The sequence below is a fragment of the Vallitalea sediminicola genome (genome assembly GCF_054408565.1).
In genome coordinates this window covers 106,884-118,911 of the sequence record NZ_BTPT01000013.1, presented here as the reverse complement: position 1 = coordinate 118,911, position 12,028 = coordinate 106,884, and the positions used below count along the sequence as shown (strand labels likewise).

Sequence of the window (12,028 nt, the reverse complement as noted above, 5' to 3'; positions counted from 1 at the left end):
ACTGTCATTATTATTGTCTTCTTTGGTATCAAGATTGATTGACATTTGTCCTGGTATTCCACCTGTGAATTCTTCTGCTACTAGTTTTCCGTCTGTGTCTCTACCTATTGCTATTTCTGTCTTGAGTTTGGCAGCAGGTATCAAGGTACATTTTGTCTGAAATGATACATTTGCTGTTCTTCTACTGGAACTAGGTTTTATGGAGAATTCTATTGTTATCTTTCTAGCTTTTTCTGCTGCTGTGTTTGGGTCTGCTATGTTGTCTAAGACTTTTTCAAATTCAACGTCGAATTGTTCAACTAATGCTCCTTGTGCCATCTTGGCAATGTTGAAGTAATCAATGTCACTCATGTTTTTCACCCTTTCTTATCTTTTTATTGTTAATTGCAATGCAATACTTAGATACTGATTCAAACTTTCATCTGTTCTGCTCTCAACTTTGCATTCATCTTAGTGACAAATGTTTTCCACTTTTTTCTTTCATGTATGTACTTCTTGATTTTCTTGATAGTCCATACTGATATGATTCCAATGATAATTCCTATGATGAAACCTCTACTATACAAAAGATTCAGCTCCTTCCTTCATTAAGTCTGTTATATCTATTTTCATGTATAAATACTGAAGATAATTTATTATGGTACTAAGCATGGAAAAACCGCCATCAGTGCTATCAAACTTTACATTGAATCTCTTAGTTGGGACTTCATTATTGTGCCACCCATTTTCATAGACTGTGAACTCCATTTCATTCACATGTCCGTAATAATTAATAAAAACGTCATATTCGCTTAGATTGTTTACCAGTAGAGTAATTCTCATAATCTCATTCATTATAAACATTTGTTTCATCAATTGATCATTCATAAAATAGCACCTTCCTTATCTATTTAATCTATGGTATAATTTCTTTAAGATATTTTATTTTAATGGCTCTTATATAAGGGCTTCTTTTTTTGTCTATTTCCTCTTATATAGCCTTTGTATATTAGTTTTCTGTTACATCTTTTTTCTATTTCCTTGACATTGACACCGTATGTATCCATAGTTACAAAATGCATTTTAAGAGCTGAATATACATCACCTACTTGTTCCTCTGCATCTAGTAATTCTTTATACTGTTCTTCGTTGAACTGTGATACATTGGTTTTGTTTTTGGTGATTTTCTTGATAACCATTAATGCCTTTATCATTTCACTGGCTTCTTCTATTAGACTGTCAATTACTATATGTGGATGTTTGTCTACGTTATTGAGTAGTGGTACATTGAAGAATTCTGTATTTCTTTCATAGGTGTATTCAGCAATAATGGATGGTGAACCTAACTCATTGGCAAGAGCCATAATAATATCATCTGGCATATTTCTTTCTTTTCTCTCGTATGCCCCATATGTACTAGGTGCGACTCCAATCTTCACTGCTATTTCATTCTGATTCAACCCTAGCTGCTCTCTTGTAGATTTGATGATGTCTACAACACACATCACATGACAACTCCTCTCAATTTTGGATAATTCTTGACCTTACCTGATTTCTTATGTACGATAACAAACGAATCAGCACAATCCTTGACTACTAACCAGTTACTATGATTTAGTTTCTTATTTCCTATCAGCATCTTTTGTCTTCTGGTTGGTCTTTTACCATGTTTCAAAAAAATCATCTCCCTTTTTATATACTCATATAGTAAAAAATCACTTATAAAACTACATACTGTGTAACTTAAGCTATTTCTTTACTACAGGTTATATTGATATAATAAGTACAAGTTAAATCACTTCTTAAATATGTATCAAAACACTATTCACTTCTTAAATCACATCTTATTACCACATGAAGTACAATAATTATCTTCATCTTGGCAGAACCTATAACCACACTTCTTACACTTGATGAACTTTGGTTGCTTACTAGGGTCTGCCATTATTTCTTTCACCTTTGATAAGATTGTCTTTACTTCTTGGTCTGTATATTCATCTTGTATCAATGTAAATACGATAAAATCAACACTACTTTTAATATCATCATCCAACTTGTGTTGCTCCTTCTCAGCTTCTTTGATACTACTTTGTAGTTCTTCTAGATTTTCTTTCATTGTTGTATAGATATGAAACACATATAACCCTCTGTATGCTCCGTATTTATTAGGAATGTCTAATGATGGTTGTAAAAGTGTCTCAGCATACTTAAGCATCTTGGTATAGAGATTCAACTTTTCATTGTTGGAGAAATTGCTTTCTTCCTTATCTGATCTGATTATTGAAGTATTCCATATCTCCATTGTGTATGCTACGTCTTTTGAAAGTGCTTCACTTACGTTAACCATCAATCTATCAATGTACTTTTCTAACATTTGTGCAATTTCTTTATAACTTTTCACTGTATTACCTCCTGCTCTTGGTTTACTATTTTCATTGCTAGATAATTACTTTAAGCTTGTCACTCTTCTTAGTCTCATTAATAGCTTGTACTAACTTTCTCTTCTGTGTTAACAATCGCCGATTATTCTGACTGACTAGATACCCACCAGAGTAATTAATCATATCGTCAATTCTACGTATACGCTCCCGATTATCACACCAAGCAAAGCAATTAGTTCCTATTTTCCTACTCATTGCAATACAACCATCTTTGGTGTTATTGGCGCAGTTAGAACAAGTTCTTGATTGCTCGTCCTTAGTTTTAACATTATTCACTAATTTGCTCCTTTCTATCTTTCTGGTTTTTTTAATAATCTTATGTATAATTATCCTTAGTATCTTTTTAGATATCCTAGATAAAACTTATATTAGAGTACTAACTGAAATCTTTTATAAACCTTTTATCTAGTAATTAATCCATCATCTATAAATTGTTTTTCTAACCTATTATGTAAATAATCTAATGCATCATACCATTGATGCTCTGGATAATTTTCTTTTACTACCTTTAATAATTGATCTGCGTAAAATTTACATAAAGCATCATTTATACGTTGAATACCTTCTTTCTCTTCCCCTTCTGGAAATTTACATACTACTTTAATTTCCGGTGGTTTTCTTGACATAAACAAACCCTCCTAAGTAACCTTTATAATTTATATGTATTACTAGTTGTCTAATATTGTAAGTATAAATAATTAATACTTTATAAATGAAATATTAGTCATAAAAGTTCCTTTACGACACATTAATATCCAAAAAAATTTTATCATCTTCTACATCTAATATTTTTTTTAGTTTAATTACAACTTGATAAGATGGATTCTTGTTACCTCTTTCAATATTACTATAAGAACTTCTATCAATACCCACTAAATTTGCAACTTGTAATTGAGTAAAATTCTTTCTTAATCTAGCGTCTTTTAATTCTTTTCTCATAATTTCACCTCCTCCCGTGTCAAAAAGGAACTTTCTTCAATTATAGTTCCCTTTCGACACATTGTCAATACTTTTATATATATTTGTGGATAATAGGAACAAAGAGTTTACTACAGACACATTTTTTACTATTATTAATGAAAGAGGTGTTGTATTTGAAAAATTTTAATGATATTATAAAATATTTAAGAGCTTCTAACAATATGACACAACAAGATTTAGCAAATCATCTTGGTGTAAGTAGGGCAACAATAGCAGGATATGAAACTAAAGGTAAACAACCTGATTACGAAAAATTAATTACATTATCGAAATTATTCAATGTTTCTGTCGATTATTTAATAGGTTCAGACACCAACGAAAAATCTAAGGAAATAACAAATAGTACGGAAAATCTTTCTATGAAAATTCATAATTTGTTAATTGAAAAAGGTATTATAACAAAAGATGAAGAATTAACAGAGGAAAAAATTGAATGGCTTCAAAAATTAATAGGACATGCTATTGATTTAAGTAAATTATAAATTCCACTAAAAAAATTCAAGCTCAATAACATTATAATCTGACACTAAGCAGAGCTACATATGTAGTTCTGTTTTTATTTATAAAACTATAATAACAATTCAATATCATTATTACTTCAACCACAATTTAAAAAGTCATAAAATTATGAATGGAGGTATTATATATGTCAAAAGGCAAACATTTTACATTTAAAAGTGAACTTGATAAGAGTCTTCACACTTTGGAAGGAATACTTATTGGAATAGCAATAGATAAAATAATAACTAGGGATGAAATAAATGAATTAACTAATTGGTGTAGTCTTAATAGGGAATTTATAGATAGAAACCCCTTTAATGAACTAATCCCTTTTTTAGAAGAATCTATATCTGATAATGAATTAACTAATGATGAGATTCAAGATATTCTTTGGGTATGTAATAATTTTAAATCAGATAGTGTTTATTATGATATAGTAACTTCTGATATTCAAAAATTACATGGATTGATTCATGGAATACTATCAGACAACGTTATAACTAATGATGAAATATATAAATTTCAATATTGGCTAGAGGATAATAAACATTTAGCTGATACTTATCCTTATGATGAACTTTATAGTTTAGTTACATCCATTATATCAGATGGTAAAATTGATGAAGATGAACGTAAACAGTTAAAAATATTTTTAAGTGAATTTGTTGATACTACCGTTTCTTATAATATTAATCAAAAAGAAATTGATACATTAAAGGATAATATTAAAATAAATGGTATTTGCGTATTGAACCCTAGTGTAGTTATCCTTAATAATACTTTTTGTTTTACTGGTACATCATCTAGAACGAAAAGAAGTGAAATAAAAGAAATTATCGAATCACTAGGAGGAATTTTTAGTAACAGCGTAACTAAAAAAACAAGATATCTTGTAATTGGTGATGAAGGAAATCCTTGTTGGGCTTTTGCTTGTTATGGCAGAAAAGTTGAAAAAGCTGTAGCCAATCGTAAAGAAGGATTACCTATTCAAATTATACATGAAAACGATTTTTGGAAATATGTTGAGGATGTTAAAGTCGGTTGATTATCTTCCTTTTTATTATACTTTAATAAGATATATTGCTATTTTTAATATATTTGTACGAGTTAATCCACAATAAAAAAGTGTTATATGAATTCCCCTAATAGAACCATATAACACTATATTTTCGTTATTTAGAATCTTTCTATCTATTATTATTAATTATTAGCCTCCCATCCACTATCAAAAGCATCCTCGCCTGTACTATCTGTGTCTGTTTTTGAGTTGCAAGCACAACCACATGCGCAAGTTGCTTTCCCTTCTTCTTGTTTTGAATTGATTAATCCTTTTTTTGTTTTATTTAGCTCTTTCATAAATATCCTCCATATTAATATTATTTAATTTTAATAGCATCCCATTCATCAAGCTTATGTGGATAACTATTACTTATCATTGCATATGTCTTTAATAATTTCCTTAATGATTCTCTCTTATTTTTACAAAACTCTCTTTTTTTATCTATGCTGAATTTATTACTTTCATAAGCATGTTGATAACAAAGATTGCAATTAGCTATTGCAAAACAATTTTTACAATCAGAAAAAGATAAACTGCAATACTCGTCCACAATACGCTTAATCTGTAATAAATCAACTCCTGTTTTTATTGACCCAATAGATGGGACACCATGTACTCTTTCACATATTCTGTATACTCCATCTACTCCAACAAATATTTTTCTAACACCAGGAATACAACAGCCATTTGGAAAAAAGGTATTTCTATAACCCGAAAAAATATTTCTTTTATGCAACTTTGCTAATGGCTTATCAAAAATATCCTTTGCTAAGATACTTTCTTGAATCTTTTCATCTTTAACTGATAACATCCAATCATCTCTAAAACTAAGATTATTAGTATTGTGCTTAGGTTTTTCAATATATAATATATCAGAAATATTCATTAAAGAAACTCTTGCTCGTATTGAACTTGGAATCCAAGGTTCATCTTCCCATAGTTGTTCAAGATACTGAATCCAATCAAATGATGGTACAACCATGTTAATACTTATTTTATGCTGCATATTTGGTGGATAAGTATCTAAAAGAATTTTTAATCCATTAATTGTATCTGAATAACTTCCTCTACCATCTGGATATACACGATAATGATCATGGATATATTTAGGACCATCCAAACTTACAATAATAGAAAAACCATATTTTTTAAAGAAATCTGCCTTCTCTTTGTTCATAAGTGTAGCATTAGTTGTTAATGAAAATCTGATTTTTTTTGTACTGTTTTTTCTATTGGCTAATGTAACAGCTTTCTTTATTTTATCAAACGCACACAAAGGCTCTCCACCATAAAAGCCAATAGATATTTCATCTAATCTATCACTATGACTAAATGCACTCTCCACAGTTTGTGTTAGTGTTTCATCATCTATTACCTTAGAAGTATGGTGTCTATGATCAATAAATCCTCCACCAAAAGTACAGTATTTACAGCGCAAATTGCATTGTTGAGTTATTTCTATAACAGTTCTTTCTCTTTCATGTAATATCTTATCAAAGATATTTTCCCACTTCATCCCAAATTCAAGACCTCTTGGAGCTATATTGCAAAATAATCCTTCATTTTGTAATTCTCTAAATTCGGATATTTCTTGAGGGTACATATTTGAAAGATTCTCTAATTTATCCCCATCCAAATATTTCTTAATAAGTTCACATTCTGTATTTTCTAAGTAAAATATTCTATTTGTATGCAGGTCTAATATAAAATTGTGTTTATCAGATTCAAACAGATATCCAAAGAGAAATGATGATTTATTTAAGGGTTTATCGGGAGTAATTCTATTACAACTCTTTATCATGAATAATTTCACTTCCTATGATTTTACTATATTCTAAGTATAACCTTAATACCAATCTTTATGCACATTAATCGTTGCTATAACCTCTTCCTTTATATGATTTAAGTACTATCGTTAACTATTTCTTTTCTGGTAATTCAATAAAATATATATACTATTAAAGGCTACAGTTCATCACTGTAGCCTTCTTCAATAAGTCTATCTAAAATGTCAATAATTATGTCTGATTTCATGTCATTCACTTCTTCATACTGTTGAAGTTCTTCTTGGATTATTTGTAATAGTTGTTTATTCAAATTCATTCCTCCATTGAAGATAGAGCTTCTAATGCTTGTTATTATATGAATAAACATTCAACTAATATTTAATTATTATTATGTATATTACTCTGCCCTACCCCCATACTAAATAATTCTTTAATATGAATTTATTATAATATACATTTGGTTGCTTTGGAGCAACCATTTAATATTTTACTAAATCATTAAGGGATATTTTTAGTGCTGTAGCTAATTTACAGACAGTAAATATATTCGGATAATATGTTTTATTATTTTCAATTCTAGATATCACAGAACGATTAATCTCTGATATTCTTTCTAAATCTCTTATTGATAAATCTTTTTTTAGCCTATATTCCTTGATTAATATCTCCAATGTCAAGTCACATCCGTTATATATTGTGTTCATAATTATACTAATTATATATTACGGATTCCATTAAAATATAAAATAATGGCTAAGAAAATATGTGGTCACAAATACGTGACAAGAAACTTTACCATAAAATAGTACAACATACTTAACGTACAAAAAATAAAGCCTATCACATATGATAAGCTTTATTTCAACGTTCATAACTATCAAGTATTTTTTGTTATCTTTTATAACATACTTGTTGATTATTTAGTAAGTTATTATAGTAACGATATTAATCTGTTGTTGATAACCATACTTCATCAAGTTTTTTATTATTATGATAAAATTTAATCACTACGTGATTTGCATTTTTTGGAACAACATCATAAAATTCTATGGTTGATGTATCTTTTTTGATATATGTTTCTGTATCAATATATTCATTATGAAGATCATAATATTTTAGTACAACTTCAAAATTCTCATCATCATTATCTGAATACATTGCAGCACCTACTTTTCCAGTATTACTATTATATCCCACCGCATAATATGTAATACCGTCTTTAACTGCTGCATTTGCTGTTAAGCTAAATGTAAATAATAAGCATACAGCCATCATTAAACTTATAACTTGTTTTTTCATATATATTCTCTCCTTCTTATTTAATTTGTTAGCACATTATAATAATAATTCTTTATGAGTAAATTATATTAATACAATTAATAAATTTATAGATATTTCTTATTATTATATGTTTAATATATCTTGCAAGATGAGTATATTATACTCCCAATATGTTTTTTTCAAAATAGTTATTATTCTTTTTCTTTTATTATTAATTTTTATATAATTAACCTTAATTTATTTAGGAATTAGTATAATTTAGATTGTATATTAACCCTTGGTAATAAATGATTAATTCAATTTTCTACAAAAGTAAAGCCTATTAAATTAAATGATAGACTTAAATAATATACTTATTAATTTGTTTTTTTATTGACATTACATCTAATAAATCTATTCCTTCATCTATAAGTAGGGATTTATCTTTTTAACTCTGCTATATTATTATTAGTTAGAATTACTATCATCTAAATATAATTTCATTAAGTTAGTATACTTTTATTAATATCTCTTTCAAATCACTTCCAGTAGATATTTTTCTTTTGAATATACCATTTATATGTATTACCAATTCTATCAAGATAATAAAAAACAGTAGATAATACAACCCAAGATATGTTATATTATAATTATTCGAAATATATTATCGGGGTGAATAATATGATAACTGGAATATACGTAAGGAAATCCAAATTCACTGGTAAAGGTGAATCTATACAAAATCAAATTCAACTATGTAAAGAATATGCTATCTCAAAAGGATATACTGTTGATGATAGCTTAATATATCACGATGAAGGTTTTTCAGGTGGTAATATTAATAGACCTGCTTTTCAGAAGATGATAAAAGATGTTAAAGCTAATAGATTTGATGTCTTAATATGTTATCGCTTGGATAGAATAAGTCGTTCTGTGGCTGATTTCTCTGATACTCTTGAAATGCTTAATAAATATGATGTATCATTTGTCTCTATAAAAGAACAGTTTGATACTACTACTCCAATGGGTCGTGCTATGATCTACATATCAAGTGTTTTTGCTCAGTTAGAAAGAGAAACAGCAGCTGAGAGAATAAAAGATAATATGCTATCACTGGCTGAAACTGGAAGATGGCTTGGTGGTATCACTCCAACTGGGTTTTACTCTGAAGCTATTGAATATATTGATAGAGATATGAAAGAACGTACAATGTATAAACTATCCCCTATAAAAGAAGAGTTGAATCTTGTTAAATTACTATATGATAAATACTTAGAATTCAAAAGTCTTGCCCGAGTAGAAACATACTGCTTACAAAACCATATCAAATCTAAGAAGAATAAAGACTTCAATAAGAATACAATAAGAGCGATACTAATTAATCCTGTTTATGCTATAGGAGATGAAGATACATATAATTATTTGTATAGTATAGGTTGTCAGATATTTTCTGATAAAGAGAAGTTCAATGGAAAACACGGTGTTATGGTGTATAACAAGACTATAGAGAAAAAGAATAGAAGTAATAAGCTACGTGATCCAAGTGAATGGATTGCAGCTCTTGGTAAGCATAAAGGTATCATTGAAGGTGAGAAATGGGTATTAACACAAAATATGTTGTTAAAGAATAGAGATAAGGCACCAAGACAGGGTACATCATCCGTTGGTCTTTTATCTGGTTTAATTCGCTGTAGTAAGTGTGGTCAGCCTATGCGTGTAAAACATGGACATATGAGAAAAGATGGTACCAAAAATTATTATTATGTATGTACATTGAAAGATACCTCTAGAAGTAATCGTTGTGATAATAATAACCTGAATGGTCCTTATGGTGATAGATTCGTTGTAGAACGTATAAAAGAGTTTTTTAATGCTCCTGATGGTCTATTAAGTGATGTTGAGGATAATAGAAATAATATAAACTCTCTCAAGAAAGAATTAGAGAAAGAACGTGAAAAAGTTAAGATACAGATTAATAATAATCAAAAATCTATTAATCATTTAGTTAAACAATTAGCTGATAATGAAAATAGTACAGCTTCTAAATACATAATTAAAGAGATTGAAGAACTAGATAAAAAAAATATAAAACTACAAAATGAGCTTAACACAGAATTATCACTAGCTAAATTAAATAATGAATTAATAAATATATCCATGCTTAATGAGTCAGCTACTGATTTTGTTAAATCAATAGATTCAGCTGATACTGAAGAAAAGAAGAAACTGCTACATAACGTAGTATCAAGTATATACTGGGATGGAGATAAAATAGAAGTTAACTTCTTTGGTAAAAAAAAACTAAATAATAAGGGCTATCCATACAATAAGCTTGATGCGTCTATTGGTATGGATAGCATTTTCTATACACCTAGCAGCATAAGTAGCCAGCCTAGTACCTTTATCTATATTAAAGGTACTAATTGCTTTTATTAAACCTATTGTTCCGATAGATATTAGATCATCCATATCCCTATCTGTAGTATTATATTTTTTAACTATATGAGCAACTAAGCGTAAATTCCTCTCAATTAAAATATTCCTCGCTTGCATATCTCCATCTTTACACTTAATTAAATATTCCCTTTCTTCAACACTTGATAATGGTTTAGGGAATGATTGAGATGTTGTAAAATAGAACCCTGGTAAAATGAATGTTAAAAAATTGAATAGCAAAACAAAAGCACCTCTAAATATGTATTCATAACAGTTTATGAATAAAATACTCAGAAAGTGCCTTTCCACTTAAAATTCTTTACTTTTTAATCTAATTATTGTGTTTTTCGGGAATTCTTTATCAATTTTAAACTTTATAACTTGTTTAGGATGTGGAGCACTCTCAACTAAATTGCCTTCTTCATTCCACATTTCTTTAACGGTAGTTACATAATTTTCACCATCTGTAGCCATAAACTCTACTTCATCTCCAACACAGAATTTATTTCTTTGTTGTATAGTAACTATATGATTGTCTATATCATATTCCAATACCTTGCCCACAAAAGTATAACTCCTTATATAGGTATTACTATTATATATCTGCTCTTTTTCATCTGGTTTATTATAATAAAAACCTGTTGTAAACTTTCTGTGAGTACATTTTTTGATTTCCTCTAAATAATGAGGAATATTATTTTTATACTTAGTTTCATCTTCAAAAAAATCATCAATAGCTTTTCTATATGTCCTTGTAACAGTTGCTACATATAATTGTGTTTTCATTCTACCTTCTATCTTAAAACTATTAACACCAGCATCAATAAGCTCAGGGACATATTCCAACATGCATAGGTCTTTTGAATTATATACATAAGTCCCTCTTTCATTTTCATAAACAGGCATATATTCATTAGGGCGTGTTTCTTCAACTAGATGATATTGCCATCTACAAGGATGAGTACATTCACCTTTATTAGCATCTCTACCAGCCATATAATTACTTAATAGACATCTTCCAGAATATGATATACACATAGCTCCATGCACAAAAGCTTCAATATCAAGAGTATCTGGACTGTTTTCCTTAATCTGCTTTATTTCTTTAAACGATAGTTCACGAGCAACAACTACTCTTTTAACACCAATGTTATGCCAGAAATTAACACTTTTATAATTAGTATTATTGGCTTGTGTGCTTAGATGCAACTCCATATCAGGCAACATTTCCTGGGCAATAGTTAAGATACCAGGATCAGCAATTATCATTCCATCTGGCTTTATCTCTTTTATTTCTTCTAAATACTCATAAACTTTATCAATATCCTCGTTATGAGCAATTATATTAGCTGTAACATAAACTTTAACATTATTTTTATGAGCAAATACAATACCTTCTTTCATCTGCTCCATAGAAAAGTTTTTTGCTTTTGCTCTTAACCCAAAATGTTGTCCTCCTATATATACTGCATCAGCACCATATAAAATAGCTACTTCTAGATTTTCTAAGCTTCCTGCAGGTATTAGTAATTCTGGTTTATTCAATGTTTGCCTCTCCTCTCAAGCTATATGTTAATTAAGTT

General features: G+C 28.8%; 18 protein-coding genes and 1 pseudogene. 3 read left to right on the top strand and 16 right to left on the bottom strand.

Annotated features, from left to right (window positions below):
- From ACX6CF_RS06125 to ACX6CF_RS06085, 9 genes are all read right to left on the bottom strand, one after another.
- Positions 1-351: hypothetical protein (locus ACX6CF_RS06125; RefSeq protein ID WP_458784423.1), on the bottom strand; the 351-nt coding region annotated here is incomplete at its 3' end.
- A 59-nt stretch (positions 352-410) separates the two neighbouring features.
- The gene (locus ACX6CF_RS06120; RefSeq protein ID WP_458784422.1) at positions 411-566 is read right to left on the bottom strand and encodes a hypothetical protein; all 156 of its coding nucleotides are present in this window, start codon (positions 564-566) and stop codon (positions 411-413) included.
- The gene (locus ACX6CF_RS06115; RefSeq protein WP_458784421.1) at positions 559-867 is read right to left on the bottom strand and encodes a hypothetical protein; all 309 of its coding nucleotides are present in this window, start codon (positions 865-867) and stop codon (positions 559-561) included. Before ACX6CF_RS06115 ends, ACX6CF_RS06120 begins: the two co-directional genes overlap by 8 nt.
- 59 nt (positions 868-926) lie before the next feature.
- Entirely contained in the window at positions 927-1,484 is a 558-nt protein-coding gene (locus ACX6CF_RS06110; RefSeq protein ID WP_458784428.1) for a helix-turn-helix domain-containing protein, read from the bottom strand.
- Positions 1,484-1,654 (bottom strand): DUF6906 family protein, encoded by a 171-nt coding sequence (locus ACX6CF_RS06105; protein WP_458784420.1) that lies wholly within the window; start codon positions 1,652-1,654, stop codon positions 1,484-1,486. Before ACX6CF_RS06105 ends, ACX6CF_RS06110 begins: the two co-directional genes overlap by 1 nt.
- 162 nt (positions 1,655-1,816) lie before the next feature.
- Complete coding sequence (locus tag ACX6CF_RS06100) at positions 1,817-2,380, bottom strand: hypothetical protein (RefSeq protein ID WP_458784419.1); 564 nt, start codon at positions 2,378-2,380, stop codon at positions 1,817-1,819.
- 37 nt (positions 2,381-2,417) lie between these two features.
- Positions 2,418-2,696 carry a hypothetical protein gene (locus ACX6CF_RS06095; protein ID WP_458784418.1) on the bottom strand — a complete coding sequence of 93 codons (279 nt, stop codon included), beginning with the start codon at positions 2,694-2,696 and terminating at the stop codon, positions 2,418-2,420.
- A 125-nt stretch (positions 2,697-2,821) separates the two neighbouring features.
- Entirely contained in the window at positions 2,822-3,046 is a 225-nt protein-coding gene (locus ACX6CF_RS06090) for a hypothetical protein (RefSeq protein WP_458784417.1), read from the bottom strand.
- A 112-nt stretch (positions 3,047-3,158) separates the two neighbouring features.
- Entirely contained in the window at positions 3,159-3,359 is a 201-nt protein-coding gene (locus tag ACX6CF_RS06085) for a helix-turn-helix transcriptional regulator (protein ID WP_458784416.1), read from the bottom strand.
- 155 nt (positions 3,360-3,514) lie between these two features.
- Here ACX6CF_RS06085 and ACX6CF_RS06080 point away from each other — a divergent pair, with 155 nt between their 5' ends.
- Positions 3,515-3,883, top strand: a complete 369-nt coding sequence (locus ACX6CF_RS06080; RefSeq protein WP_458784415.1) for a helix-turn-helix domain-containing protein — start codon at positions 3,515-3,517, stop codon at positions 3,881-3,883.
- Positions 3,884-4,047: 164 nt separating this feature from the next.
- Entirely contained in the window at positions 4,048-4,947 is a 900-nt protein-coding gene (locus ACX6CF_RS06075; RefSeq protein WP_458784414.1) for a BRCT domain-containing protein, read from the top strand.
- Between the two features lie 155 nt (positions 4,948-5,102).
- Here the strand turns inward: ACX6CF_RS06075 and ACX6CF_RS06070 are convergent, their stop codons facing one another.
- The 5 genes from ACX6CF_RS06070 to ACX6CF_RS06050 all read right to left on the bottom strand — a co-directional run bounded on the left by ACX6CF_RS06070 (position 5,103) and on the right by ACX6CF_RS06050 (position 8,048).
- Positions 5,103-5,258, bottom strand: a complete 156-nt coding sequence (locus ACX6CF_RS06070; protein ID WP_458784413.1) for a hypothetical protein — start codon at positions 5,256-5,258, stop codon at positions 5,103-5,105.
- 20 nt (positions 5,259-5,278) lie between these two features.
- Complete coding sequence (locus ACX6CF_RS06065) at positions 5,279-6,763, bottom strand: radical SAM protein (protein WP_458784412.1); 1,485 nt, start codon at positions 6,761-6,763, stop codon at positions 5,279-5,281.
- Positions 6,764-6,927: 164 nt separating this feature from the next.
- Positions 6,928-7,059: a hypothetical protein gene (locus tag ACX6CF_RS06060; protein ID WP_458784411.1), complete on the bottom strand. Its 132-nt coding sequence runs from the start codon at positions 7,057-7,059 to the stop codon at positions 6,928-6,930.
- Between the two features lie 169 nt (positions 7,060-7,228).
- Positions 7,229-7,453 (bottom strand): helix-turn-helix domain-containing protein, encoded by a 225-nt coding sequence (locus tag ACX6CF_RS06055; protein WP_458784410.1) that lies wholly within the window; start codon positions 7,451-7,453, stop codon positions 7,229-7,231.
- Between the two features lie 241 nt (positions 7,454-7,694).
- Positions 7,695-8,048 (bottom strand): hypothetical protein, encoded by a 354-nt coding sequence (locus ACX6CF_RS06050; RefSeq protein ID WP_458784409.1) that lies wholly within the window; start codon positions 8,046-8,048, stop codon positions 7,695-7,697.
- 597 nt (positions 8,049-8,645) lie between these two features.
- On the opposite strand from ACX6CF_RS06050, the gene ACX6CF_RS06045 reads away from it, so the two are divergent.
- On the top strand, positions 8,646-10,445 hold the full coding sequence (locus tag ACX6CF_RS06045; protein ID WP_458784408.1) for a recombinase family protein: 1,800 nt from the start codon (positions 8,646-8,648) through the stop codon (positions 10,443-10,445).
- Here ACX6CF_RS06045 and ACX6CF_RS06040 read toward each other — a convergent pair.
- Both ACX6CF_RS06040 and ACX6CF_RS06035 read right to left on the bottom strand, forming a co-directional pair.
- Positions 10,362-10,661 (bottom strand): annotated as a pseudogene (locus ACX6CF_RS06040) (sigma-70 family RNA polymerase sigma factor); the annotation flags it as partial. The gene ACX6CF_RS06045 and the pseudogene ACX6CF_RS06040 overlap by 84 nt on opposite strands.
- Before the next feature lie 93 nt (positions 10,662-10,754).
- The gene (locus ACX6CF_RS06035) at positions 10,755-11,990 is read right to left on the bottom strand and encodes a peptidase U32 family protein (RefSeq protein WP_458784407.1); all 1,236 of its coding nucleotides are present in this window, start codon (positions 11,988-11,990) and stop codon (positions 10,755-10,757) included.
- Positions 11,991-12,028 lie beyond the last annotated feature (38 nt).

Coding starts and splice junctions, on each gene's coding strand:
- ACX6CF_RS06115 (WP_458784421.1), bottom strand. CDS start 867: ATGAATGATCAATTGATGAAACAAATGTTTATAATGAATGAGATTATG.
- ACX6CF_RS06110 (WP_458784428.1), bottom strand. CDS start 1,484: ATGTGTGTTGTAGACATCATCAAATCTACAAGAGAGCAGCTAGGGTTG.
- ACX6CF_RS06090 (WP_458784417.1), bottom strand. CDS start 3,046: ATGTCAAGAAAACCACCGGAAATTAAAGTAGTATGTAAATTTCCAGAA.
- ACX6CF_RS06085 (WP_458784416.1), bottom strand. CDS start 3,359: ATGAGAAAAGAATTAAAAGACGCTAGATTAAGAAAGAATTTTACTCAA.
- ACX6CF_RS06075 (WP_458784414.1), top strand. CDS start 4,048: ATGTCAAAAGGCAAACATTTTACATTTAAAAGTGAACTTGATAAGAGT.
- ACX6CF_RS06070 (WP_458784413.1), bottom strand. CDS start 5,258: ATGAAAGAGCTAAATAAAACAAAAAAAGGATTAATCAATTCAAAACAA.
- ACX6CF_RS06065 (WP_458784412.1), bottom strand. CDS start 6,763: ATGATAAAGAGTTGTAATAGAATTACTCCCGATAAACCCTTAAATAAA.
- ACX6CF_RS06055 (WP_458784410.1), bottom strand. CDS start 7,453: ATGAACACAATATATAACGGATGTGACTTGACATTGGAGATATTAATC.
- ACX6CF_RS06050 (WP_458784409.1), bottom strand. CDS start 8,048: ATGAAAAAACAAGTTATAAGTTTAATGATGGCTGTATGCTTATTATTT.
- ACX6CF_RS06045 (WP_458784408.1), top strand. CDS start 8,646: ATGTTATATTATAATTATTCGAAATATATTATCGGGGTGAATAATATG.